Annotated in this window: 26 protein-coding genes; 13 read left to right on the forward strand and 13 right to left on the reverse strand. The window is 73.6% G+C overall.

The window, feature by feature from the left end; genetic code table 11:
• The first annotated feature begins 30 nt into the window (after positions 1-30).
• The 3 genes from ACFE86_RS01480 (at position 31) to ACFE86_RS01490 (ending at position 2,255) form a co-directional block, all read left to right on the forward strand.
• Positions 31-495 (forward strand): TadE family protein, encoded by a 465-nt coding sequence (locus ACFE86_RS01480; RefSeq protein WP_375453555.1) that lies wholly within the window; start codon positions 31-33, stop codon positions 493-495.
• A gap of 158 nt (positions 496-653) precedes the next feature.
• Positions 654-1,310 carry a TadG family pilus assembly protein gene (locus ACFE86_RS01485; RefSeq protein WP_375453556.1) on the forward strand — a complete coding sequence of 219 codons (657 nt, stop codon included), beginning with the start codon at positions 654-656 and terminating at the stop codon, positions 1,308-1,310.
• 78 nt (positions 1,311-1,388) lie between these two features.
• The gene (locus ACFE86_RS01490) at positions 1,389-2,255 is read left to right on the forward strand and encodes a hypothetical protein (protein ID WP_375453557.1); all 867 of its coding nucleotides are present in this window, start codon (positions 1,389-1,391) and stop codon (positions 2,253-2,255) included.
• Between the two features lie 100 nt (positions 2,256-2,355).
• On the opposite strand, the gene ACFE86_RS01495 is transcribed toward ACFE86_RS01490, so the two are convergent.
• The 9 genes from ACFE86_RS01495 to ACFE86_RS01535 all read right to left on the reverse strand — a co-directional run bounded on the left by ACFE86_RS01495 (position 2,356) and on the right by ACFE86_RS01535 (position 8,863).
• The gene (locus ACFE86_RS01495) at positions 2,356-2,646 is read right to left on the reverse strand and encodes a hypothetical protein (protein WP_375453558.1); all 291 of its coding nucleotides are present in this window, start codon (positions 2,644-2,646) and stop codon (positions 2,356-2,358) included.
• Positions 2,647-3,374: 728 nt separating this feature from the next.
• Positions 3,375-3,989, reverse strand: a complete 615-nt coding sequence (ureG, locus tag ACFE86_RS01500; RefSeq protein WP_375453559.1) for an urease accessory protein UreG — start codon at positions 3,987-3,989, stop codon at positions 3,375-3,377.
• Between the two features lie 25 nt (positions 3,990-4,014).
• Positions 4,015-4,689 carry an urease accessory protein UreF gene (locus tag ACFE86_RS01505; RefSeq protein WP_375453560.1) on the reverse strand — a complete coding sequence of 225 codons (675 nt, stop codon included), beginning with the start codon at positions 4,687-4,689 and terminating at the stop codon, positions 4,015-4,017.
• Positions 4,682-5,188, reverse strand: coding sequence for an urease accessory protein UreE (locus ACFE86_RS01510; protein WP_375453561.1), 507 nt, complete (start codon positions 5,186-5,188; stop codon positions 4,682-4,684). Before ACFE86_RS01510 ends, ACFE86_RS01505 begins: the two co-directional genes overlap by 8 nt.
• 58 nt (positions 5,189-5,246) lie before the next feature.
• Positions 5,247-5,729, reverse strand: a complete 483-nt coding sequence (locus ACFE86_RS01515; RefSeq protein ID WP_375453562.1) for a DUF29 domain-containing protein — start codon at positions 5,727-5,729, stop codon at positions 5,247-5,249.
• 32 nt (positions 5,730-5,761) lie between these two features.
• Complete coding sequence (gene ureC / locus ACFE86_RS01520) at positions 5,762-7,489, reverse strand: urease subunit alpha (protein ID WP_375453563.1); 1,728 nt, start codon at positions 7,487-7,489, stop codon at positions 5,762-5,764.
• Between the two features lie 13 nt (positions 7,490-7,502).
• A complete protein-coding gene (locus ACFE86_RS01525; protein ID WP_375453564.1) occupies positions 7,503-7,895 on the reverse strand; it encodes a PIN domain-containing protein in 393 nt (130 codons plus the stop codon).
• Positions 7,896-8,192, reverse strand: a complete 297-nt coding sequence (locus ACFE86_RS01530; protein ID WP_375453565.1) for a hypothetical protein — start codon at positions 8,190-8,192, stop codon at positions 7,896-7,898.
• Positions 8,193-8,242: 50 nt separating this feature from the next.
• Positions 8,243-8,863 carry an urease subunit gamma gene (locus tag ACFE86_RS01535; protein WP_375453566.1) on the reverse strand — a complete coding sequence of 207 codons (621 nt, stop codon included), beginning with the start codon at positions 8,861-8,863 and terminating at the stop codon, positions 8,243-8,245.
• Positions 8,864-9,039: 176 nt separating this feature from the next.
• On the opposite strand from ACFE86_RS01535, the gene ACFE86_RS01540 reads away from it, so the two are divergent.
• From ACFE86_RS01540 to ACFE86_RS01555, 4 genes are read left to right on the forward strand one after another with little or no spacing between them, the layout of a single operon-like run.
• Positions 9,040-10,188: an acyl-CoA dehydrogenase family protein gene (locus ACFE86_RS01540; RefSeq protein WP_375453581.1), complete on the forward strand. Its 1,149-nt coding sequence runs from the start codon at positions 9,040-9,042 to the stop codon at positions 10,186-10,188.
• A 5-nt stretch (positions 10,189-10,193) separates the two neighbouring features.
• The gene (locus ACFE86_RS01545; RefSeq protein ID WP_375453567.1) at positions 10,194-10,928 is read left to right on the forward strand and encodes a PIG-L deacetylase family protein; all 735 of its coding nucleotides are present in this window, start codon (positions 10,194-10,196) and stop codon (positions 10,926-10,928) included.
• The gene (locus ACFE86_RS01550) at positions 10,925-11,539 is read left to right on the forward strand and encodes a class I SAM-dependent DNA methyltransferase (protein ID WP_375453568.1); all 615 of its coding nucleotides are present in this window, start codon (positions 10,925-10,927) and stop codon (positions 11,537-11,539) included. Before ACFE86_RS01545 ends, ACFE86_RS01550 begins: the two co-directional genes overlap by 4 nt.
• Positions 11,536-12,384: a glycosyltransferase family 2 protein gene (locus ACFE86_RS01555; RefSeq protein WP_375453569.1), complete on the forward strand. Its 849-nt coding sequence runs from the start codon at positions 11,536-11,538 to the stop codon at positions 12,382-12,384. Before ACFE86_RS01550 ends, ACFE86_RS01555 begins: the two co-directional genes overlap by 4 nt.
• A gap of 105 nt (positions 12,385-12,489) precedes the next feature.
• Here ACFE86_RS01555 and ACFE86_RS01560 read toward each other — a convergent pair whose 3' ends face one another.
• Genes ACFE86_RS01560 through ACFE86_RS01570 form a run of 3 tightly spaced genes read right to left on the reverse strand, consistent with a single transcriptional unit; the run spans position 12,490 to position 15,731 of the window.
• The gene (locus tag ACFE86_RS01560; protein ID WP_375453570.1) at positions 12,490-13,548 is read right to left on the reverse strand and encodes a glycosyltransferase; all 1,059 of its coding nucleotides are present in this window, start codon (positions 13,546-13,548) and stop codon (positions 12,490-12,492) included.
• Complete coding sequence (locus ACFE86_RS01565) at positions 13,545-14,621, reverse strand: glycosyltransferase (protein WP_375453571.1); 1,077 nt, start codon at positions 14,619-14,621, stop codon at positions 13,545-13,547. The genes ACFE86_RS01560 and ACFE86_RS01565 overlap by 4 nt, the downstream gene beginning before the upstream one ends.
• A 3-nt stretch (positions 14,622-14,624) precedes the next feature.
• Complete coding sequence (locus ACFE86_RS01570; protein WP_375453572.1) at positions 14,625-15,731, reverse strand: glycosyltransferase family 4 protein; 1,107 nt, start codon at positions 15,729-15,731, stop codon at positions 14,625-14,627.
• A gap of 271 nt (positions 15,732-16,002) precedes the next feature.
• Between ACFE86_RS01570 and ACFE86_RS01575 the strand changes: the two genes are divergently transcribed.
• Positions 16,003-16,710 carry a cytochrome b/b6 domain-containing protein gene (locus ACFE86_RS01575; RefSeq protein ID WP_375453573.1) on the forward strand — a complete coding sequence of 236 codons (708 nt, stop codon included), beginning with the start codon at positions 16,003-16,005 and terminating at the stop codon, positions 16,708-16,710.
• On the forward strand, positions 16,707-17,453 hold the full coding sequence (locus ACFE86_RS01580) for a molybdopterin-dependent oxidoreductase (RefSeq protein ID WP_375453574.1): 747 nt from the start codon (positions 16,707-16,709) through the stop codon (positions 17,451-17,453). The genes ACFE86_RS01575 and ACFE86_RS01580 overlap by 4 nt, the downstream gene beginning before the upstream one ends.
• Before the next feature lie 9 nt (positions 17,454-17,462).
• Here the strand turns inward: ACFE86_RS01580 and ACFE86_RS01585 are convergent, their stop codons facing one another.
• Positions 17,463-18,809, reverse strand: coding sequence for a PQQ-dependent sugar dehydrogenase (locus tag ACFE86_RS01585; protein WP_375453575.1), 1,347 nt, complete (start codon positions 18,807-18,809; stop codon positions 17,463-17,465).
• 172 nt (positions 18,810-18,981) lie between these two features.
• On the opposite strand from ACFE86_RS01585, the gene ACFE86_RS01590 reads away from it, so the two are divergent.
• The 4 genes from ACFE86_RS01590 to lipA form a co-directional block, all read left to right on the forward strand.
• A complete protein-coding gene (locus ACFE86_RS01590; protein ID WP_375453576.1) occupies positions 18,982-19,956 on the forward strand; it encodes a threo-3-hydroxy-L-aspartate ammonia-lyase in 975 nt (324 codons plus the stop codon).
• A 4-nt stretch (positions 19,957-19,960) separates the two neighbouring features.
• Positions 19,961-20,701: a trypsin-like serine peptidase gene (locus ACFE86_RS01595; RefSeq protein ID WP_375453577.1), complete on the forward strand. Its 741-nt coding sequence runs from the start codon at positions 19,961-19,963 to the stop codon at positions 20,699-20,701.
• A 107-nt stretch (positions 20,702-20,808) separates the two neighbouring features.
• Complete coding sequence (locus tag ACFE86_RS01600) at positions 20,809-21,474, forward strand: cell wall hydrolase (protein ID WP_375453578.1); 666 nt, start codon at positions 20,809-20,811, stop codon at positions 21,472-21,474.
• A 263-nt stretch (positions 21,475-21,737) separates the two neighbouring features.
• Positions 21,738-22,560, forward strand: an 823-nt coding sequence (gene lipA, locus ACFE86_RS01605) for a lipoyl synthase (RefSeq protein ID WP_375453579.1), incomplete at its 3' end; no start/stop codon positions are given.

Raw genomic sequence — 22,560 nt, forward strand, 5'->3', positions numbered from 1 at the left:
TTGCGATGCAATGGCAGGGGATCGCTTGCGATGGACACGAGGCTCGGACGGGGCGACGGCGCCGCGCGGCACCTTCGGTCGGCGAAGGCGCGGTCGCGCTGCCGGAGCGGGAACGCGGCGGTCGAATTCGCCCTGGTGACGCCGCTGCTGCTGCTGTTTGCCGGCATCCTCGGGTTCGGCGTGTATCTCGGCGCCGCGCACACCCTGCGCGAGATCGCGGCGGAGGCGGCGCGGGCCTCGGTCGCGGGCGTCAGCGACGGCGAGCGGGCGTCCCTGGCGCAGGGCGCGGTGCAACGCAGCCTCGCCTCCGGCTCGATGTTCAGGGCCGGCAGCGTCGGGGTGTCGGTCGGGACCAGCCCGAGCGACGCGACCGTCTACACCGTGACCCTCACCTACGATACGTCGGTCCTCGGGCTGAGGGGCCTCGGCAGGCTCGTGCCGCTGCCGCCCGACCTCCTGACGAGCACGGTCAGCGTGCGCCGGGGCGGCCTGTGATGCCGACGGCCCGCGGCCCCGATCCTTCCGCGACCGGCCCTCGCCAAGCGCGAACGCGGGTTTCCGACGGTGCGGCGGACGCTCCCGACCGGTCACGGTCAAAGGCTGCCGGCCTGCGTCGCCGGGCAGGGCGGTTGGGCTTCGACCGGAGCGGGTCGGTGGCGATCCCGGTCACCCTCGGCGCCACCGCGCTGATGGGCGCGGGTGCGGTCGGGGTCGATCTCGGCATCGTCGTGCAGGCCAGGCGCAAGGCGCAAGGGACGGTCGACATCGCCGCGATGCTCGCGGCCGCGAACGCCGCGCAGGCCGATGCGGTCGCCCGCCGGTCGCTTGCCGACAACGGCTACGGATCGGTCGCGACGGTGACGGTCGCGCCGGGGCGCTACGCGGGCGACGCCAAGGTCGCGCCCGCGAGCCGGTTCCAGGCCGAGGCGAGCCCGGCCAACGCCGTCCGCGTCGGTCTGCGGACGGGCGTGCCGGTGCATTTCGCGCAGGTGCTCGGCCTGCCCGGGACCGTGCCGATCCGGGTGGCCGGCACGGCCGCGAGCGCGCAGTTCGCCGCCTTCTCGGTCGGCTCCGGCGTGGCGGCGCTCGACGGCGGCATCGCCAACGCCGTGCTCGGGGCGATGCTCGGCACGAAGGTCCCGCACTCGCTGATCGACTACAACGCGCTGCTGTCGACGCAGGTCGACGCCTTCCGCTTTCTCGACGCGCTGGCCCCCAGCCTGAACCTCCAGGCCGCGACCTACGCCGACGTCGTCGCGGCGAGCGCCAGCGTCGGGCAACTCACCGCCGCCCTCAAGGTCGCGGCGTAGGGCACGCCGGGGGCGGGCACGGCGGCGGCGCTGGCGGGCCTGCTCTCCGCCCTGCCGAATGCCGGCGGGCCGATCCCCGTGGCGCAGATCGTCGATCTCGGCGATGCCGCCGCGCTCTCGCCGTCACGGGGCACGGCCGGGCCGGCCATCGGCCTGATGAACCTCGTCTCCGACCTCGCCACGGCCGCGAACGGCCGCAACCCGATCGCGGTCGATCTCGGCGCGACGGTGCCGGGGCTGCTCGCGACCCGCCTGACGCTCGCGGTCGGCGAGCGCCGGCAGCATTCGTCCTTCGTCCAGCCGGGCAGCATCAACGCCACGATCCACACGGCGCAGGTCCGCCTGCTGATCGAGACGACGCTCGCCGCGCCGCTCGGTCTCGGCACGTTGAGCCTGCCGATCTACGCCGAGGCGGCGCAGACCTCCGCGACGCTGCGCGCGGTCGCCTGCCCGTGGACCGCCTCGACGCGGCGCCAAGTCACGGTCGATGCGCAGCCGGGCCTCGCGACGCTGGCGATCGCCGGCATCCACCGCGGCAGCATCGCGGCCGGCGCCGCCACCCCCGACCTGACCCGCGCCGCCGCGCTGATCGCCGTGCCGCTCCTGACCGTCCAGGGCACGGCGCGGGCGACCATCGCCAAGCCCTCGGCCCAGACCCTGACCTTCTCCGACGACGAGATCACGCGCCACGTCGTCAGGACCGTCTCGACCACGGGGATGGCGCAGTCGCTCACCGGCAGCCTGAGCCAGGGCCTCGGCCTGTCGATCAACGGGCTGTCTCCGCCGCCGCTTCTCGGCCCGCTGCTGTCGGGCACGCTGGCGGGCGCCGCACCGGCCCTCGACGGGGTGCTCGACACGACGCTGCGCACGCTGGGCATCCGCCTCGGCTACGCCGACGTCACCGCCGACGGCACGCTGTGCAACCAGGCGGTGCTGGTGCAGTAGGTCTCCCGTTCCCCGCCGGCCGCCCGCCAGGGCGCGGAGGCGCCGGGTTCGATCGCGGCGGCCGGCCCGGCCGACGCCGGCGCGGACGTCCGGTCCGGCCTCAATGCCCGCGGCCGCGCGACGACGCGGCGATCTGCCGGCCGAGGCTGAGCAGCAGGATGTCCACCACCAGGCGCAACTCCGAGTTGTCGAGCTGGTCGATCGTCTCGCGGCAGGCCAGCGCGTGGGCGGCGGCAGCGTCGAGGATCGCGACCGGGTCGCGCCAGTCGGCCGCGGCGAAGGCCGTGAGGTCGCGGTCGCTCTCCGTCACGTCGATGATGATGCCGTGGCCCTTGGCGACGGCACCCGTCTCGCTGCGGACGAGCCGGCTGCGGTCGAGGATGCGGCGCACCCGCCCGGTGGTCGAGACGGTGCAGTACTCGGCGACGAACAGGCCACCGGACGACCGCAGGCGCTTGAAGTGGCTGGCGAGCTTCGGCAGGTCCTCCGGACCCGGGCCTCGGCCTGCTCGAACGGGACCGGAAACCCGGCGATCGCGTGGTCGCCCGCCAGCACGTCGGCGGCGCCGGCATCGAGGATGCAGCGGTCGGGCCGCGCCGACCAGGACCAGGTTCCGACCACGTCCGAGGCCGACAAGGCCGCGGAGAGGTCGACGGAGCGGGAGCGGGTCCGATCGATCGTTTCGGTGGGCATGGACGATCCCCATGGTTCGGTTGCGATTTCGCTCTGAAACCGAAGAAATACAACCCAAGGTAAAATTAACAATCGGTTAACTCAACGGACGGATCACGCCCGTGCATTCTACCGATGCGCACGCGGATCGGCGTCCGCGCAGCCGACGCGCCGCGCCGCCCTGCTCTCGGAAAGCCGCTCGACCGAACGTCGGCGGCGCGCGGCGCCGAGGTCACTCAGCCGATCTGGCCGATCAGGGTCACGGCTCCGAAGATCAGGACGGACACGACGGCCACGGCCAGGAGGATCAGGGCGGCGCGCGATTCCCGCAGTTCCGGCGATAGGGGCATTCCGTGAGGACCGTCGGGGAGGGGGCGCGGAGCGGGTCTCCGCGATCGCTGCGGGATAAGCCTCGCATCGATCGATCCACCTGTCGAGGCGGCGGGCTCAGCCCAGCCCGCCGGCCTCGACGACGAAGCGAGCGACGGCGTCCGCCCCCGCACCCGCGCGCAGCGACGCGAACACGTAGGGCCGTTGCCCGCGCATCCGCCGGGTGTCGGCCTCCATCACCCCGAGGTCGGCGCCGACCAGGGGCGCGAGATCGGTCTTGTTGACGATGAGCAGGTCTGAGCGGGTGATGCCGGGGCCGCCTTTGCGCGGGATTTTCTCGCCGCCGGCCACGTCGATCACGTAGAGCGTGAGGTCGGCGAGTTCCGGCGAGAAGGTGGCAGCCAGGTTGTCGCCGCCCGACTCGATCAGGATCAGGTCGAGCTTAGGGAAGCGCCGCCGCATCTCAGCGACCGCGGCGAGGTTGATCGAGGCGTCCTCGCGGATTGCCGTGTGCGGGCAGCCCCCCGTCTCGACGCCCATGATCCGCTCTTCGGGGAGCGCGCCCGCCACCGTGAGGATGCGCGCGTCCTCCTTGGTGTAGATGTCGTTGGTGATCGCGCAGATCTCGTAGCGGTCGCGGAACCGCTTGCAGAGCTGCTCCATCAGCGCGGTTTTCCCGGAGCCGACGGGGCCGCCGATGCCGACGCGGAGCGGGCCGTTCTTCGATGTCATGCGGGCGGACTCGGTCTGTCTGGGGTCACGAGCGGAAGATCCGCGAATACTGCGTCTCGTGCCGGAACGAGCCGAGATCGAGGCGCAGCGTCGCCGAGCCGAGGTCGTCGAGGCCGAGGCCCTCGGCGTCCGCGGCGAGCGCGACGAGGCGGGGGCCGAGCCCGGCGATCAGCCGCAGGCCTGCGGCCTGGCCGATCGGCGCGGCGCGCAGCGCCGCCGAGACGAGGTTCTGGACGAAGGCGAGGCCGTAGGCGGCGAGCAGGGCGGGCCGGGCCATGCCGTGGGCGCCGGCGGCGGCCCCGACCGCGACCGGGTAGGCGACCGCGCCGGGCAGGGTCTTGGCGATGGCGTCGAGCATTGGACACGGCCACGCGGCGCGCGTCGCGTCGAGGAAGCTGCGGCCCTGCTGGCTCGTCTCCAGGTGGAGTTCGCGCGACGGGGCGAGGGCGAGCGCGAGGTCGTTGATCTCCGCCAAGCCCGGCCCGTCGCCGGAGACGGCCGCCCGGTGGGCGTGGGCGGTCAGGATCGTGTCGTTGCGCGCAGCCCCCCGCTCGACCACGTCCGTAAGCCAGGCCGCGATCCCGGCCTCGTCCGAGAGGTCGCCCGCCTCCACCGCCCATTCGAGTCCGTGCGAGTAGGCGTAGGCCCCGACCGGGTAGGTCGGCGACAGCCACGCCGTCAGCCGGATCTGCTCAATCATGGGCGTGGACGCGCCCGTCGCCGTGATGGTGGGGGCGGCCGCCATGGTCGTGGGGCTGGGCATGCCCGCCCGCGTAGGCGCCGCCCTCGGGCCGGAACGGGCGCACGACCGGCAGCGCGGTGCCGCCGAGGCCGCGCACCATCCCGGCGAGCACGTGGTCGTCGGCGATGAACACGCACTCCTCGCCGATCTCGGCCGGGATGTGACGGTTGCCGATGTGCCAGATCAGGCGCTTCAGGGCGCGCGGCGAGGCGGCGCGGATCTCGAGCAGCGCCTCCGGCGCGGCCTCGACCCAGACGAGCCGCCCGTCGTCGAGCACCAGCGCGTCGCCGTCGTCGAGCACCGCGGGCTCGGGCAGGTCGAGCAGGAACGCGAGCCCGCCGACGCCGCGCATCGCCATGCGCCGCCGGTGCCGGTCGCCGTGGTCGAGGACGATGCGGTCGACGATCTCGGCCCCGGAGAGGGCGTCGGCACGGATGACGCGGGTGGCGCGGATCATGGGCTCAGAACCGCCGTCGGGCGTCTGCGGTCCGGCGGCGGCGTCTTCCCGCAAGGCATCAGACCATCTCCGTCTCGGTGGGACCGGGATAGAACCCGTCGTTCAGGATCTGCGCCGTCGCGTAGGGGCAGATTTCCGGGAAGGCGCGCTCGTCCAGCCCCGTTTCCTCCGCAGCCCGCACGCGCGCGAGGGGATAGCTTTTCGTCAGAACGAGGTCCGGGACGTGGCGCAGGCTTGGACTGAGATCGACGAGACCGTCGATCTGGAGCCGCTGCTCCACGATCGACGCGCGCCATCCGTATCTGCGCTTCTCCGGTTGAAACTCCCATTTCAGGAGATGCTGAAGCAGGATCGCGAGGCGGTTGCGGATCTCGGATTTCTGCGATCCGCCCACGCCCTCGATCTCCTCGGCGAGATGATGCAGGTCGATGTCCCCCCGACGCCCGGCACGCAGAAGGGAGGCCTGCGCCTGCGTCCATAGGTACAGGTCGGCCTCGTAGAGATCCTGCCCCAATGGCGGGCTCAAAGCGGCGTTGGACATGCAGCCTCCGCTGTCGTTCGGGCCATCCTACCTCAAAACAGGAAGTACCGCTGCGCCATCGGCAGCATGTCGGCCGGCTCGCAGACCAGCAATTCGCCGTCGGCGCGGACATCGTAGGTCTCGGGATCGACCTCGATCACCGGCGTCGCGTCATTGAGGATCATGCTCTTCTTCGAGATGCCGCCGCGCACGTTCTCGACCGCGACGAGTTGCTTCTGCACGCCCAGCTTTTCACGCAAGCCGTCCTCCACCGCCGCCTTCGAGACGAAGGTCAGCGCGGTGGCGAACGGCGCGCGGCCGAAGGCGCCGAACATCGGGCGGTAATGCACCGGCTGCGGCGTCGGGATCGAGGCGTTGGGGTCGCCCATCGGCGCCACCGCGATCATGCCGCCCTTGATCACGAGGTCGGGCTTCACCCCGAAGAAGGCCGGCGACCACAGCACGAGGTCGGCGAGCTTGCCCGGCTCCACCGAGCCGATGTGCTGCGACACCCCGTGCGCGATCGCCGGGTTGATCGTGTACTTGGCGATGTAGCGGCGCGCCCGCAGGTTGTCGTTGCCGGATGCGTCGCCGGGGAGCGCCCCGCGCTGGCGCTTCATCTTGTCGGCCGTCTGCCACGTGCGGATCGCGACCTCGCCGACGCGGCCCATCGCCTGGCTGTCGGACGACATCATCGAGAGCGCGCCGATGTCGTGCAGGATGTCCTCGGCCGCGATCGTCTCCTTGCGGATGCGGCTCTCGGCGAACGCGAGGTCCTCGGGGATCGACGGCGAGAGGTGGTGGCACACCATCAGCATGTCGAGATGCTCGTCGATGGTGTTCTTCGTGTAGGGCCGCGTCGGGTTTGTCGACGACGGCAGGACGTTGGCCAGCCCCGCCACCTTGATGATGTCGGGCGCGTGCCCGCCGCCCGCGCCCTCGGTGTGGAAGGCGTGGATGGTGCGGCCGGCAAACGCCGCGATCGTATCCTCGACGAAGCCGGATTCGTTCAAGGTGTCGGTGTGGATCATCACCTGCACGTCGTGCAGGTCGGCGACCGTGAGGCAGGTGTCGATGGCTTTCGGCGTCGTGCCCCAATCCTCGTGCAGCTTCAGGGCGCAGGCGCCGGCGCGCACCATCTCGACGAGCGATTCGGGGCGCGAGGCGTTGCCCTTGCCGGCGAAGGCGAGGTTCATCGGGAAGGAATCCGCCGCCTCGATCATCCGCGCGAGGTGCCAGGGGCCGGGGGTGCAGGTGGTGGCGAACGTCCCGTGCGCCGGCCCGGTGCCGCCGCCGAGCATGGTGGTGATCCCTGAGCACAGCGCCTCGTCGATCTGCTGCGGGCAGATGAAGTGGATGTGGCTGTCGAAGCCGCCGGCCGTGAGGATCTTGCCTTCCCCCGCGATCACCTCGGTGCCGGGCCCGATCACGATGTCGACGCCCGGCTGGATGTCCGGGTTGCCGGCCTTGCCGAGCTTGTGGATGCGCCCCTTCACGATGCCGACGTCGCACTTCACCACGCCCCAGTGGTCGAGCACCACCGCGTTGGTGATGACGGTATCGACCGCGCCGTCGGCGTTGGTGACCTGGCTCTGCCCCATTCCGTCGCGGATGACCTTGCCGCCGCCGAACTTCACCTCCTCGCCGTGGGTGGTGGCATCGCGCTCGACCTCGATCACGAGGCTCGTGTCGGCGAGCCGGATGCGGTCGCCCACGGTGGGCCCGAACATGTCGGCATAGGCCGCGCGGGGGAGGGAGGCGGGGGGAGGGGTGTTGGCCATGCAAGATCCTCGGTCACGGCACCGGCGAGAAGTCGGTGGAGCGGCCAGCGTCGCGATCAAAGGTGAAGGTCGTCCGGCATCCGCGTGCGCGGTTGATGAGCGCGATCAGTTGGTCGGCCACGTCGCCGCCTTCCTCCCGCGAGCGATGCGCGGCCTCGCGCAGCAGATCGGCTTCGGTCGAGATCCGCGGATGCTCGGTCAGACGCCGCAGGACGGAAGCGATTTCATGCGGCTCGAAACCATAGGCCCGTCGCAGGGTCCAGATGAGTTCGGCGACCACGAGGACGTTGACGTAGGCCGTCTCGCCCGAAGGCAGAGCGTCAAGCAGCGCGATAACGCGGGCGCGCTCGTCCGGGCTGTCGTTGGCGAATAAGCGCACGAGCAGGTTCGTGTCGAGCCCGATCATCTACTCGGCTGCCGACCGTTCCGACGGACGGGATTGCCGGCGGATACGCGCGTCGTCCTCGGCCATATGGTCGGCGATCGCGTCGTCCATCTCGCGAATCGACAGGGGCGGCCTGCGCGCCGGCCCTTGCGGAGTCAGAGCGTCCCACGAACCGTTGACGACGTGGAAATGAACCTGACCATCGAGAGTCAGGAAGAATTCGACCGCCTCGCCGGCCTCGATCGCAAGCCTGCGGACCAGCTCCTCGGGAAGCGCGACCTTCCCCTGCTCATCGACAACGGCCCTGTATGTCGGCATCGCACCGCTCCAAGACTCGATGATTGCTGATCCGATGGCAGCCGAGGCTATCACAACGCCCCCATCACGTCGCCCCGGAACCCGTACACCGTCCGTCCGCCGGACAGCGGCACCAGCGCTACCTCCCGCGTCGAGCCTGGCTCGAAGCGCACCGCCGTGCCCGGCGCGATGTCGAGGCGCTGGCCGCGGGCCTTTTCGCGGTCGAAGGCGAGGCCGGGGTTGACCTCGTAGAAGTGGTAGTGCGAGCCGACCTGGATCGGCCGGTCGCCGGTGTTGGCGACCTCGACCACCGTGCGCTCGGCGCCGACGTTGAACACGATCGCGCCCGGCAGCGTCGTGACCGCGCCCGGCACGTCGGAGGAGGGGGCGCCGCGCACCGGATGGTGCACGGTGACGAGCTTGGTGCCGTCGGGAAACGTCGCCTCGACCTGGATGTCGGGGATCATCTCCGCGATGCCCTCCATCACCTGGTCGGCGGTGAGCACGTTGGCGCCCGCCTGCATCAGGTCGGCGACCGAGCGCCCGTCGCGCGCGCCCTCGACCACGAAGTCGGTGATGAGCGCGATCGCTTCCGGATGATTGAGCTTCACCCCGCGGCCCAGGCGGTTGCGCGCCACCTGCGCGGCCATGGCGACGAGGAGCTTGTCTTTTTCGCGGGGAGTCAGGAGCACGAAGAGGCCTCTCGTGTGCCGGCCGGGTCGGGCCCCGAGCAAGGATCATGCTGGGGCAGGGGTCAAGCCTCCCGAGCCGCCGGCGGCGAAGGACGGGCGAGGGACGGCGATCCGGCGGGGATTTTGCCGTGCCGGACATGGCGCAATCGCGCGCGCGCGCCATCTTCCATGCGATCATGACGATTCATCTCCCAGTCCCCATCGCCACCGCGCGGCCGACCGGCCTCGGAGAGGTCGCCGCCGCGGCGGTGGCCTCCGTGCCGGCGCCGGACCGGCACGGCAGCTTCCCGGTCGAGGCCATCGCATCGCTCCGCGCCGCGGGGCTGCTCGCGGCGCCCCTGCCGGAGGCGCTCGGCGGTGCCGGCCTGTGCGAGCCCGGCGGCGCGGCGCGGCTGCGCGATGTCCTGTGCGGGATCGGCCGGGGCAACCTCGCGGCCGGCCGGGTCTACGAGGGCCACGTCAACGCCCTGGCGCTGGTGCTGCGCTACGGCGGCGACGCGGCGCGCGCGCGGTTCTCGGCCGATGCGCGGGCGGGCCACCTGTTCGGGGTGTGGAACACCGAGCCGAACCCGGGTGGGCTCGCGATCGGTGCCGACGCCGACGGGCCGGTGCTCACGGGAGCGAAGTCCTACGCCTCCGGCGCCGGCCATGTCACGCGGCCCCTGGTGACGGCGCGGCTGCCCGACGGGCGCTGCCAGATGCTGGTGGTGCCCCTCGATCCGGAGGGCCGCGCCGACCTCTCCAGCTGGCGCGCGCACGGCATGCGCGCCAGCGCGACCGGCACCGTCGACTTCTCCGGCATCCGGCTCGGGCCGCACGAGCGGATCGGCGCGCCGGACGACTATTTCCGCCAGCCGTTCTTCGCGGCGGGCGCGTGGCGGTTCCTCGCCGTCCAGTGCGGGGGCATCGAGGCGGTGCTCGGCGCCCACCGCGACCACCTCGCCGCGACCGGCCGCGGCGGCGATCCCCACCAGCGCGCCCGGCTCGGGCAGGCGGCCACCGCCGCCGAGGCCGCGCGGCTGTTCGTCGAGCGGGCGGCCCACCTTGCCACCGCCGAGCCGGTCGACGCCGCGCGGGCGATCGCCTACGTCAACCTCGCCCGCGGCGCGGTCGAGCGGGCCGGCCTCGACGCGATCGGGCTGGCCCAGCGGTCGGTCGGGCTGGCGGGCTTCCTCGAAGCCCATCCCCTGGAGCGGCTGGCGCGCGACCTGGCGACCTACCTGCGCCAGCCGGGGCCGGACGCGGCGCTGACCGGCGCCGCGGATTACGTGCTCGAAGCGGGCCTGCCGATCCAGGCCCTGTGGCGCGACCCCGGGACCACCTGAGACTCATGCGCGCCGACGCCTTCCTCCCGTTGCTGGACCGCCTGCCCGTCGCCGACCTTGCGGCGATGACGACGCGCGGCTTCGTCGTGGTCGCCCCCCACCCCGACGACGAGAGCCTCGGCTGCGGCGGCCTGATCGCGGAGGGCAGGGCCCGCGGCCTGCCCGTCCGCCTCGTCGTCATCAGCGACGGCTGCGGCTCGCACCCGAACTCCCGCCTCTACCCGCCCGCACGCCTGCGGACGTTGCGCGAGGCGGAGACGCTCCGCGCGGCGGCCGAGCTCGGCCTCGCCTCCGAACACGTCGCCTTCCTGCGCCTGCCCGACGCGCACGTGCCGAGCCGGAACGAGCCGGCCGAGGCCGCGGCCCGCACTGTTGCCGCGACCGCGCGCGGGATCGGGGCCGACGCGGTGTTCGTGACGTGGCGCCACGATCCGCATTGCGACCACGCGGCGGCGGCCGACATCGTCGGCCTCGCCCGCCCACTGATGCCGGGCCTGCGCGCCTTCGCCTATCCGGTCTGGGGCTGGACCCTGCCGCCCGGGCGCGAGGTCGGCCCGGCGCCGGCCGGCTTCCGCCTCGACGTCGAGGCGCACCGCGCCGCCAAGCGCCGGGCGGTGGCCGCACACGCCTCGCAGACCACGGGCCTGATCGCCGACGACCCGGAGGGTTTCCGCCTGTCGCACGACATGATCGAGCACCTGTGCGGGCGCTACGAGCGATTCGTGGAGTTGCCGGAATGACCCGCCGCGCCGATTCGCTTACCCCCGAATACTTCGCCGGCCTCTACGGCGGCGGCCCGGACCCGGACCCGTGGGGCTTCACCACCAGCGCCTACGAGGCGGCCAAGTACGCGGCGACCCTGGCCGCCCTGCCACGAACGCGCTACGCCTCGGGCTTGGAGATCGGCTGCTCGATCGGCGTGCTGACGCGGGACCTCGGCCCGCGCTGCGACGCGCTCATCGGCATCGACGTGGTGGAGACCGCGCTCGTCGCCGCGCGCGCCCGCTGCGCCGACCGTCCCTGGGTGCGCTTCGAGGCCTGCGCGATCCCGGAGGCGTGGCCCGACGGCCGGTTCGACCTGATCCTGCTCTCGGAAGTGGTCTACTTCTTCACCCGCGACGACGTCGCCCGCATCGGTGCCCGCATCGGCGCGGCGATCGAGCCGGGCGGCGACGTGGTGCTGGTGCACTGGCTCGGCGAGACCGACTACCCGCTCTCCGGCGACGCGGCCGCCGAGACCTTCATCGCCGCCGCCGCCGGCTTCGCCACGCCGCTGCATGGCGCGCGGAACGCGGATTACCGCATCGACGTGCTGCGCGCGCACGGGGGAACCGCCGTGGCCGGCGCGTGAGCGCCAGCGTCGTCACCCTCAATAAGGGCCGCGGGCACCACCTCGCGCGCTTGCTGGAGGGCCTCGGCCGCGGCGCGCCGCCGTCCGAGGCGGTGATCGTCGAGATGGGCGGGGATGACGCGCCGCTGCCGGCCCTCGGCTTCCCCGTGCGGCGGACGCCTCTGAGGAGCGACGGCCTGCCGCTTGCCGCGGCCCGCAACGCCGGCCGCCGCGCGGCGGCGGGCGATCTCCTGGTGTTCCTCGACGTCGACTGCATCCCCTCAACCGGCCTCGTCGCGGGGCTCGCGGCAGCGGTGACGGCGCACGACGCGCTGGTCTGCTGCGAGATCCGCTACCTGACGGCGGGCGCGGTCGGCGACGGCTGGACGGAGGCGGCACTCGACCGCCTCGGACAGCGCCACCCGGCGCGGGCCTTTCCGGCCTCCGGCGTGAGCCCGGCGCCGCAGCCGGGCCTGTTCTGGTCCCTCGCCTTCGCGGTGCGGGCTGCCACCTACGACCGCATCGGCGGCTTCGACGAAGGGTTTACCGGCTACGGCGCCGAGGACACCGACCTCGCCTTCCGGGCGGCGGAGGCCGGCGTGCCGGTGCTGTTTGCGGGCGGGATGCGCGCGTTCCACCAGCACCACAACTCCTGCGACCCGCCGCTCCAGCATTTTTCCGACATCGTCGCCAACGCCCGCCGCTTCCACGCCCGCCACGGCCTCTGGCCGATGGACGGCTGGCTCGACGCCTTCGCGCGCCTCGGGCTGGTGCGGGCGGACCGCCGCGACGGCCTCGCCGTGCTGCGCCCGCCGACCGAGGCGGAGATCGCCGCCGCGCGGGTGCCGCCGGATCGGCCGTTCTGAGCGGGCTCCCCACGCGGTGCGCGGGGCGGCCCCGGCCGTCACCCGCCGCCCCGCTCATCCGGGACGACGATGGTGGGTCCACGCAGCGCACGGGCCCGATGGCGGTCAGCGCACCGCGATCGCGCGCGCGATGCCTTCGATGACGGCGCCGAGCCTCGGCACGGCGTCCGGATCGTGCAGCGCGGCGATCGCCGCCGGGTCGAGGGCGAGGCCGGCGCGCACGAGCGCCGGCCATGCGGCGTCCTCCGGCCAGGATGCGCGCACCACCGCCGCGCCGAGGCGGGCGAGGCCCGCGGCCTTCTCGGTCTGCTCGCCGAAGGCGCGCGGCTCGGGCAGGCAGATGAAGCGGCGGCCCGCCGCCGCCACCGCGGCGACCACCCCGTCGCCGCCGCCCCCGACCACGAGGGCGGCGCGAGCGAGGTGAGGCCCGATCTCCGCGACCCAACCGTGCAGGTGCAGGTTTTCGGGCAGCGCGTCCGAGACCGCGCCGGCGACCGGCCCGAGGACGTGCCAGCCGCGCTCCGGCACCGCACGCGCCGCCGCGGCGAGCCTTTCGAGCGTGCCGCCGGCGCCGCCGCGGCCGAACACCACGACGATCGGGCCGGCCGGATCGGGCGCCGCCGCGGGAAGCGCGGGCGCGCCGAGGAAGCCGGCGTAATGGGTCTTGTCCCGCACCCAGACCGGGACGGCGTCGCCGTCGAGCGCCCGCGGGAAGGGTGCGATCAGGCGGGTGGCGCTGCGGAAGGCTTCGCGGTGCGGCGGGTCGGTGCGGGTGCCGGAAAGCCGCACCATCAGCACCGGCACCGAGAGCAGGCGCGCGAACAGCGCGACCTCGACCGACACGTCGACGACGATCAGCGCCGGGTCGGCCGCGGCGATCCAGGCGGCGATGGCGGCCATGCGGCAGCGCACGGCCGGCAGACCCAGCGGCGCGTAGTGGAAGGCCTCCGGCCGCCCGGCCTCGCCGTCCCGTCCGTCGAAGCCCGAGGCGGGCAGGCGGTCGTCGGGCAGGTCCAGCACCGCGCCCGGCGCCTCGGCGCGGTCGTGGCCGGCGAGCGTCCCGATCAGGGTGCAGGGCCGGTCGAGATGCCGGGCGATCCGGCAGGCGCGCTGCCAGTGCCCGGCGCCCTGGTGGTGGACGTAGTAGCCGATCGGCCGGGTCACGCCGCCGCGCCCGGCTTCAGGATCGCAGCGAAGGCGGCGAGGGCCGCGTCCAGGTCCATGTCCGGCGCCGGCCCGTCGGCGGCCTCGCAGCGCGGCGCCGCCCGCTCGACGAAGGCGATGGCGTTCGGGCAGGCGTCCGGGTCGATCGCGGCGAGGTCGGACTCCGTCAGGCCGAGGGCCGCGAGCGCCGCGCGGCGATCCGGGCCGGTCCAGGCCCGGCGCAGGGCCGCGCGGCGGGCGATCACGGCCGCCCAATAGGATGGGGCGGGCAGGCGATAGGGCAGGGCGGCGCGGGCGGCCGCCGCGCGGCGGACCATCTCGGTGGCCATGCCTCCGTCGGCGCGGCCGGCGGCGCGGTCCGAGACCAGCACCGACACGTCGGGGCAGTGGCGCAGGCGCCCGCCGGCCTCGCGGACGCGCGCGACGAGGGCGTTGTCCTCGCCGCGGGGCAGCGGCGGCAGGCCGCCGACGCGGCGGTAGAGCGCGGCCCGCAGCGCGAGGCTCGCGCCGGTGTGGTCGCCGTGGCGGGGTGCCGGGTCGTGGGCCTGCGGGTCGAAGGCGTCCTCGATCGCCCGGACGGCGGCCCAGTAACGCTCGATCCGCGCGTGCAGGTCGGCGAGCGCCGGCGCGGGCGCCGTCTCCGGATCGATCGCGAGGCGTCCGCCGACGATCTCGGCCGCCTCCAGCGCCCGGAGGTTCGCCGCGACCCAGCTCCGCGGCACCCGCGCGTCGGCGTCGGTGGTGAGGAGGAGGCCGTCGGGGCAGCCGTCCGCTTCCAGCCAGGCGGCGCCGGCGTCCAACGCCATCCGCCGGGCGGTGCCGACATGGGCCTCGCCGGGCGCGAGCCGCGCCTCGACGAGCCGGATCGCGACGGGTCCCGCCTCGCCAGCCGCCGCCATCGCCCGCACCGCGTCGGCGGTGCCGTCGTCGCAGTTGTTGGCGACGATCACGAGGCGCAGCGGCGCGGCGGCGGAGAACCCGTCCTGCACCGCGAGCGAGCGGATCAGCCGCGGCAGGCGCCGCACCTCGTCGCGGGCGGGGACGCAGACGACCGCCGGCGCGGACCGGTCCAAGGTTCAGGCCTGCGCCGCGACGACGCGGCGGAGCCGCGGGGCGGGGGCGATCCGCATTCGGTGGAAGGCTTCGAGCGCCGCGTCGTAGAGCGCCTCGTAGCCGGCGGTCATCGCGTCGGCGTCGAACAGGGCCTCGGCGCGGTCGCGGCAGGCGCGCCGGTCGAGGCGCACCGCCTGCGCCACCGCCTCGGCGAGGCTGGCGACGTCGTCGGGCCGGCCGAGGGCGCCGCAGGACGCGTCGAGGATGTCGGGCAGCGCGCCGCGGCGGAAGCCGGCGACCGGCGTGCCGCAGGCGAGCGCCTCGGCCACCACCAGACCGAACGGCTCCTCCCAGCACGGGGTGACGAGGGCGGCGCGCGCCCCGCCGAGATGGCGGGCGAGGGCGGCATGGCCGAGATGGCCGAGATCGGTGAGGTCGGGCCCGAGCCGCGGCGCGATCCACGCCGCCCAGTAGGCCGGATCGGGCCGTGGGCCGGCGAAGTGCAGCGGCAGGCCGGCGGCGCGCGCCGCGTCGATCGCGAGATGAAGCCCCTTCTCCGGCACGATCCGGCCGGACCAGAACACGTAAGGCACCGGGTCCGGCACGGGCCGGTGGACGAAGACCGTGAGTTCGACGCCGTTGCCGATGACCACCGGGGCGGGCACGATGCCGCGCCACGCCTCGGCGGTGTGCTTCGACACCGCGGCGAAGACCATGCCGGGGGCCGCCGCGCGCACCCCCGCCTCCAGCGATGCGAACGGCGGCGTGTGCAGCGCCGTCACCATCGGGATGCTCAGCGCCCCGCTCAGGCGCAGCGGCAGGTCGTGCAGGCTGTTGTTGTGGACGAGGTCGAAACCGTCGGCGGTCACCGCATCCATGATCCGCACGTAGGCCGCTTGCTCGGCCCGGGCGATGGCGGCGTGCCGCAGCGGGTCGCCGAGGCCGTCGCCGGTCGGGGGGCATACGCACACCGGCGCGAGCGCGGGATCGGAGCCATCCGAGGCAAACAGCGTCACCGCATGGCCGTGCCGCCGCAAGGCGCCGGCGAGGAGGTGCGTGTGCATCTCCAGCCCACCCGGATAGGGCTGGACGATCGGGAACTTCAGGTGGGCGAGGAGCGCGATCTTCACGAAAGCTCGTTTTCAGCGACGGAGGCCACCGGGGAGACCGTCGCACGACGGGCCTGTGCGGACGATGAACGGGTGGGCTATCATGCGGTCTTTTCGTTTCACAAGCGCGAGGCGCGCCCCGCGGTTCCGCGCCGCGCTTGCGCAGGATCGCGGGTCAGGCTTCGCGGGTTCGGGGACCGCCGCGCCCCGTCCGGGCGCCCTGCCCGGCCTTCGCGTCGCATCCCGGCTTTCGCGTTGGATCATCGCTACCGGGCGTGCGATCCTGGGTCCGATGAGCACATCCGGGCCAGGGACGACGATGGGGCGGGAGGCGGCGCCGATCCGCCATCCGGCCTGGGTGCGGGCGACCCACTGGGTCCACGCGGCGGCGTTCCTGACGCTGGCGGTGAGCGGCACCGCGATCCTGCTCGCGCTGCCGCGCCTGTTCTGGGGCGAGACCGGGGCCAACGACGCGCCCGCCTTCCTCGTCCTGCCGCTGCCGGTGAACCTCGAGCAGACCGGCTGGGGCCGCAACCTGCACTTCCTCGCCGGCTGGGTCTTCGTCCTCAACGGCGGGCTGTACCTCGGCTGGAGCCTTGCCGCGGGCCACCTGCGCCGGCGGCTGCTGCCCGATGCCGACCAGATCCGCCCCCGTCATCTCGTCGGCGAGATCCGCGGCCATTTCCGCCTGCGCGGCGGGGCGCCGGCCGAGGGCCGCTACAACGCCCTGCAGAAGCTCGCCTACCTCGCCGTGATCCTGGTGCTGTCGCCGCTGATGCTGGCGACCGGGCTGACGATGTCGCCGGGCGTCACCGCGGCGTTCCCCGAGCTGTTCACCCTGTTCGGCGGCCGGCAATCGGCCCGCACGCTCCACTTCCTCTCGGCCGCCCTTCTCGTGCTGTTCCTGCTGGTCCATGTCTGGCAGGTGCTGGCCAACGGGCCGGCGGCGCTGATGCGCGGGATGATCGCCGGGCGACGCGCACCGGAGGACCTGCGATGACCGACGTCTCCCGGCGCAAGCTGATCCTCGGCGCCTCGGCGCTGGGCTCCGCCGCCCTGCTGCCCGGCTGCGACCTCCTCGGCGACGGCGGGCCGGCGCGCGGCGGCCTCTACGGGCTCAGCGACGTGCTGAGCTTCACGGTCCAGCGGTTCCTGCTGCGGCACCAGCCGCTGGTGCGCGAGTTCGGCCCGGAATCGATCTCGTCGGTCTTCCCGACGATCAACACCACCGATCCGGACGATCCCGCCTATCGCCGCTCGAAGGCGGCGGGGTTTTCCGATTGGCGCCTGCCGGTCCGCGGCCTCGTGGAGAAACCGGGCTCCTTCTCGCTCGCGGATCTGAGGGCGATGCCGGCCCGCACCCAGATCACGCTCCACAGCTGCGAGCAGGGCTGGTCGGCGATCGGCGGCTGGACCGGTGTGCCGCTGTCGCACCTCCTCGGCGTGGTCGGGCTGAAGCCCGAGGTGCGCTTCGTCGTGATCCGCACCGTCGACGGCTGGTGGGACAGCTACGACCTGTTCGACGCGCTGCACCCTCAGACCATCCTCGCCTACGGCATGAACGGCGGCGCGCTGCCGATCGCCCACGGCGCGCCGGTGCGGCTGCGGGTCGAGCGCCAGCTCGGCTACAAGTCGCTGAAGTACCTCGCCTCGATCGAGGCGGTGGCCCGGGTCGATGGGATCGGCCAGGGCCGCGGCAGCATGGTCTCCGAGCTCGGATTCAGTTGGTACGGCGGGATCTGAAGCGGGCGCTCACTGCGAGGCCGCCGCCCCCGTCACCCGCCAGACCGCGTCGCCGACGTCGTCCGTCACCAGCAGCGCACCGGACCTGTCGAGCGCCACGCCGACAGGGCGCCCTTGCGCCTTCTCGTCGGCATCGAGGAAGCCGGTGAGCGCGTCGACCGGCTTGCCCGTGGGTCTGCCCTCGGTGAAGGGCACGTAGACCACCTTGTAGCCGCTCTTCGGCCGGCGGTTCCACGAGCCGTGCTGCGCCACGAACAGGCCGCCGGTCCAGGCCGGCGGCAGGGTCGAGCCCTGCGAGAAGGCGATCCCGAGCGAGGCGGTGTGGGTGCCGAGCGCGTAGTCCGGCGCCACCGCCCGGGCGACGAGGTCCGGGCGCTGCGGGCTCACGCGGGCGTCGACGTGGCTCCCGTAATAGCTGTAGGGCCAGCCGTAGAACGCGCCCTCCTTCACGGCGGTGACGTAGTCGGGCACGAGGTCGCTGCCGATCTCGTCGCGCTCGTTGACCGCGGTCCAGAGCGCGCCGGTCCTGGGCTCGAAGCCGAGGCCGTTGGGGTTGCGCAGGCCGGTGGCGTATTCGCGCATCGCCTTGGTCGCGATATCGTATTCCCAGATCGCGGCGCGGCCCTTCTCGGCGTCCAAGCCGTTCTCGCCCACGTTGCTGTTCGAGCCGACTGTGACGAACAGCTTGGTGCCGTCCGGGCTCGCGATCACGTTCTTGGTCCAGTGGTGGTTGATGCCCGACGGCAGATCGACGACCGTCTCGGGCGTGGCCGAAATCTCGGTCTGGCCCTCCCGGTAGGGCACGCGCACCAGGGCGTTGGCGTTGGCGACGTAGAGGTCGCCGCCGACGAGCGCCATGCCGAAGGGCGAGTACAGGTCCTTCAGGAACACCGTGCGGAGATCGGCGACGCCGTCGCCGTCGGTGTCGCGCAGCAGGATGATCCGGTTCGGGGTCGTCACGCCGGCCCCGGCCATCCCCTTCACCTGGTCGGCGACCCAGTCCGCCACGCCGGTCGATTTGTCGCCCGAGGGCGGCTTGTTGCTCTCGGCGACCAGCACGTCGCCGTTCGGCAGCACATGGAGCCAGCGCGGATGGGTCAGGCCCTGCGCGAAGGCCGCGACCGACAGGCCCGGCGCGGCGACGGGCTTGGCCCCCTGCGCCCATCCGGCGACGCGGGCGATGTTGACCGTCGGCATCAGGGTCGGGTTCGGCGCGGGCAGGGTCGGGTTGGCGCCGGTGCCGGCGGCGACATCGAGGCTCGCGTGCTCCGGATAGACGATGAAGCGCGTGAAGGCGGCGGCGCCGAGAAGCACCGCCGCGAGGGCACCGAGCCCGATCTTCGTTCCCGTCCGCATGATCTCGCTCCATCCACGGCCGCCGCGGGCCTCGCCGTCCGGATAAGCGGCGAGCGCCCGATTGGCTCCGCCCGTGCATCGCATGGGGTGCCCGCGCGGCGCGCAGGCGGCTATGGAGGGTCCTGACCGCGCGACCGGGCGCGGGCCGGGCGGAATGCGGAGCCGAGCCCCCATGACCGATGCAAGCCTACGCCTGCCGACCTTCGCCGACGTGGCGCGCGCCGCCGAGCGCATCGCCGGCGTCGCGCACCGCACCCCGGTCCTGACCTCGCGCACGGCCGACGAGCGCACCGGCGCGAGGCTGTTCTTCAAGGCGGAGAACCTCCAGCGCGCGGGCGCCTTCAAGTTCCGCGGCGCCTACAACGCGATCGCGGCGCTGCCGGCCGAGGCGCGGGCGCGGGGCGTGCTCGCCTACTCGTCGGGCAACCACGCCCAGGCGATCGCGCTCGCGAGCCGGCTGCTGGCGGTGCCGGCCACCATCGTGATGCCGCTCGACGCGCCGGCGATGAAGGTCGCCGCCACCGCGGGCTACGGCGCCGAGGTGGTGCGCTTCGACCGCTACACGCAGGACCGCGTGGCGCTGGGGCGCGAGATCGCGCAGGCGCGCGGCCTCACCCTGATCCCGCCCTACGACCACCCCGACGTGATCGCCGGGCAGGGGACGCTGGGGCTCGAACTCATCGAGGACACCGGCGCCCTCGACATGCTCGTCGCCTGCCTCGGCGGCGGCGGCATGCTGTCGGGCTGCGCGCTGGCGGCCGCCGAGCGCGCACCCGGCTGCACGGTGATCGGCGTCGAGCCGGAGGCGGGCGACGACGGGCAGCGGTCGTTCCGCGAGGGACGGATCGTCACGATCCCCGTGCCGCGCACCATCGCCGACGGGGCGCAGACCACGTTCCTCGGGGCGCACACCTTCCCGATCATCCAGCAGCGGGTCGCCGACATCGTCACGGTGTCGGACGCCGAACTCGTGGCGACGATGCGCTTCTTCGCCGAACGGATGAAGCTCGTGGTCGAGCCGACCGGGTGCCTCGCGGCAGCCGCGGTGCTGCACGGGCGCCTCGACGTGCGGGCCAAGCGCGTCGGCGTGGTGATCAGCGGCGGCAACATCGACCTTGCGGCCTTCGCGCGGCACATCGGGACCTGAGCCGGTGCGCGCCTTGGCGCTCGCCGGCGCGATCCTGTGGGCCGGCGCGGCGCGGGCCGAGGAGATCGCGGTCGATGCCGATGCGTGGCCCTACAGCGCGATCGGCAAGCTCAACGTCGTGCTCGGGGCCAACCGGCTCCAGGCCTGCACCGCGACGCTGATCGGGCCGCGGCTGGCGCTCACCGCCGCCCATTGCCTGTGGGACGTGCCGGCCGGACGCTGGGTGAGCCCGGGCGCGATCCACTTCGTCGCCGGCTACCGCCAGGGCGCCTACCGGGCGCATGCGGTGGCGAGCGCCTACCGCAGGGCGCCGGACTACGCCTACGCCTACGGCACCGCGCGGCCGAACATGCAGGGCGACTGGGCGCTGGTCGAGCTCGCCGAGGCCATCCCCGGCGAGCCCCTGGCCCTGGAGGACCACGCCCCCGGCGGCGACGCGCGGGCGCTCCGCCGCGAGATCCGGCGGGCGGGCTACAGCCGGGCGAGGCCGCAGGTGATGAGCGCGCAGGGGCATTGCAGCGCGCGGCTCGATGCCGGCCCGGCGCCGCTGCTGCTGCACGATTGCCGGGCGGTGCCGGGCGAATCCGGCTCGGCCCTGCTCCAGGTCGAGGACGGGCGCCCGGCGGTGATCGGCGTCCTCGTGGCGAGCCGCGCACGGGAGGACGGGCGCGCGCCCTCCATCGCCGTGCCGACCCGCGCCTTCCGCGACGCCGCGGATGCGATGCTGAAGGCGCAGGCGCGCTGAGGCGGGACGCCGTCCGCCACGACGCCACAAATAACGCACCTTTCGGATCGAGCTTGGCCGGAACGCATCGCGGCGGAGCGAGGCGACGGGCAGGGGGCCGGTGCGGCATGCGGACGGTTCGGGCGAGGCGATCGGCGCTCCTGCTTCTGCTGGCCGTTCCGAGCCTCGGCGCCTGCAACGCCGGCGCCCGGACCGGGCTCACCACCGGCTCGATCCCGGCCGCCACACCTGTGGCCGCGACGGATGCCGAGCGCGACTGCCTCGGCCGGGCGATGTACTTCGAGTCGAACCGCAGCGATCCCGAGGGGCTGCTCGCGGTCGGCACCGTGGTGATGAACCGCCTGGAGAACGCCGCCTTCCCGAACGGCGGCATCTGCGCGGTGGTCGGCCAGCCGCGGCAGTTCGCCGCCGGGGTGCTGACGAAGCCGATGGCGGAGAAGGACCTGCAGAGGGTCGCCGACGCCGCCGACGCGGTGCTCGCGGGCCAGCGCCACCCCCAGGTCGGCCGGGCGATGCACTTCCACACCGCCGGACGGACATACCCCTACGACAACATGCATTACGTGGCGGTGGCCGGCGGCAACGCCTTCTACGAGAAGCGGAAGGCCGGCGCGCCCGACCTGGCGCCGATGGCCTATGCCGAGGCCGCCGCGCCAACGGCCTTCGTGACCCCGGCCGCCGAGCCCGACGCCGCCGCATGGACGGGGCCGGCCGGGCCCGCCCGCGACATCTGCCGGGTGGCGGGGCTCGCCGAGGCGGGTCGCGGCGGCTGAGGCCGCTCGACCGTCCCCGGATGGCGCCGGGGCCCGGGCGCCATGCTCATGCCGACGGCCGCGTTTCGTCGCCCGCCGCCCGGCGCGGGGATCAGCCCCGCCGGCTGCACCGCGACGCAGCGGGTGCCGACGCCGGCACAACGACCCCATCCCCCGCGCGCCGGCGACCCGCGGTCGCGCCGGTTTGCGGCCGCGCGCCGGAGGTCTTAAGTCAGGGCTGCTTCCCGATGCCCGCGCCGCGGGTGCCTCGCACGCGGTGTGGCATGGCCGTCGTCCTCGACCTCCTGAAGAACGATCCGCGGCCGCCGATGCCGGCGCGGGCGCGCCATCCGGAGAAGGCGCACCGGCCGGACCAGCCGGTGCAGGCCCGCAAGCCCGACTGGATTCGCGTCAAGGCCCCCGGTTCGCCAGCCTGGGCCGAGACCCGGAGGATCGTGCGCGAGCACGGTCTCGTCACGGTCTGCGAGGAAGCGGGCTGCCCCAACATCGGCGAATGCTGGGAGAAGCGCCACGCCACCTTCATGATCATGGGCGACACCTGCACGCGGGCCTGCGCCTTCTGCAACGTCCGCACCGGCCTGCCGGGCGCGCTCGACGCCGACGAGCCCGAGAAGATCGGCGACTCCGTGGCCAAGCTCGGCCTTCACCACGTCGTCGTCACCTCCGTCGACCGCGACGACCTCGCCGACGGCGGCGCGGAGCACTTCGCCCGCACCATCGCGGCGATCCGCCGCCTGAGCCCCGGCACCACCGTCGAGATCCTGACGCCGGACTTCCTGCGCAAGGACGGGGCGCTCGAAACGGTCGTGGCGGCCAGGCCCGACGTGTTCAACCACAACCTCGAGACGGTGCCGGGCAACTACCTCACGGTCCGCCCGGGCGCGCGCTACTTCCACTCCGTGCGCCTGCTCCAGCGCGTGAAGGAGCTCGACGCGTCGATCTTCACCAAGTCCGGCATCATGGTGGGCCTCGGCGAGGAGCGGAACGCAGTCGTGCAACTGATGGACGACCTGCGCTCGGCCGACGTCGATTTCCTGACGATCGGCCAGTACCTCCAGCCGACGAAGAAGCACCACCCGGTCGTGC

The sequence above is a fragment of the uncultured Methylobacterium sp. genome (assembly GCF_964244095.1).
Taxonomy (GTDB): Bacteria; Pseudomonadota; Alphaproteobacteria; order Rhizobiales; family Beijerinckiaceae; genus Methylobacterium.

What these genes read in the sequence shown, in the direction of transcription:
- ACFE86_RS01480 (WP_375453555.1), top strand. Translation starts at nt 31, where the DNA reads ATGGACACGAGGCTCGGACGGGGCGACGGCGCCGCGCGGCACCTTCGG.
- ureG (WP_375453559.1), bottom strand. Translation starts at nt 3,989, where the DNA reads ATGACATCGAAGAACGGCCCGCTCCGCGTCGGCATCGGCGGCCCCGTC.
- ACFE86_RS01505 (WP_375453560.1), bottom strand. Translation starts at nt 4,689, where the DNA reads ATGATTGAGCAGATCCGGCTGACGGCGTGGCTGTCGCCGACCTACCCG.
- ACFE86_RS01510 (WP_375453561.1), bottom strand. Translation starts at nt 5,188, where the DNA reads ATGATCCGCGCCACCCGCGTCATCCGTGCCGACGCCCTCTCCGGGGCC.
- ACFE86_RS01515 (WP_375453562.1), bottom strand. Translation starts at nt 5,729, where the DNA reads ATGTCCAACGCCGCTTTGAGCCCGCCATTGGGGCAGGATCTCTACGAG.
- ureC (WP_375453563.1), bottom strand. Translation starts at nt 7,489, where the DNA reads ATGGCCAACACCCCTCCCCCCGCCTCCCTCCCCCGCGCGGCCTATGCC.
- ACFE86_RS01525 (WP_375453564.1), bottom strand. Translation starts at nt 7,895, where the DNA reads ATGATCGGGCTCGACACGAACCTGCTCGTGCGCTTATTCGCCAACGAC.
- ACFE86_RS01530 (WP_375453565.1), bottom strand. Translation starts at nt 8,192, where the DNA reads ATGCCGACATACAGGGCCGTTGTCGATGAGCAGGGGAAGGTCGCGCTT.
- ACFE86_RS01540 (WP_375453581.1), top strand. Translation starts at nt 9,040, where the DNA reads ATGACGATTCATCTCCCAGTCCCCATCGCCACCGCGCGGCCGACCGGC.
- ACFE86_RS01545 (WP_375453567.1), top strand. Translation starts at nt 10,194, where the DNA reads ATGCGCGCCGACGCCTTCCTCCCGTTGCTGGACCGCCTGCCCGTCGCC.
- ACFE86_RS01550 (WP_375453568.1), top strand. Translation starts at nt 10,925, where the DNA reads ATGACCCGCCGCGCCGATTCGCTTACCCCCGAATACTTCGCCGGCCTC.
- ACFE86_RS01575 (WP_375453573.1), top strand. Translation starts at nt 16,003, where the DNA reads ATGAGCACATCCGGGCCAGGGACGACGATGGGGCGGGAGGCGGCGCCG.
- ACFE86_RS01580 (WP_375453574.1), top strand. Translation starts at nt 16,707, where the DNA reads ATGACCGACGTCTCCCGGCGCAAGCTGATCCTCGGCGCCTCGGCGCTG.
- ACFE86_RS01585 (WP_375453575.1), bottom strand. Translation starts at nt 18,809, where the DNA reads ATGCGGACGGGAACGAAGATCGGGCTCGGTGCCCTCGCGGCGGTGCTT.
- ACFE86_RS01590 (WP_375453576.1), top strand. Translation starts at nt 18,982, where the DNA reads ATGACCGATGCAAGCCTACGCCTGCCGACCTTCGCCGACGTGGCGCGC.
- ACFE86_RS01600 (WP_375453578.1), top strand. Translation starts at nt 20,809, where the DNA reads ATGCGGACGGTTCGGGCGAGGCGATCGGCGCTCCTGCTTCTGCTGGCC.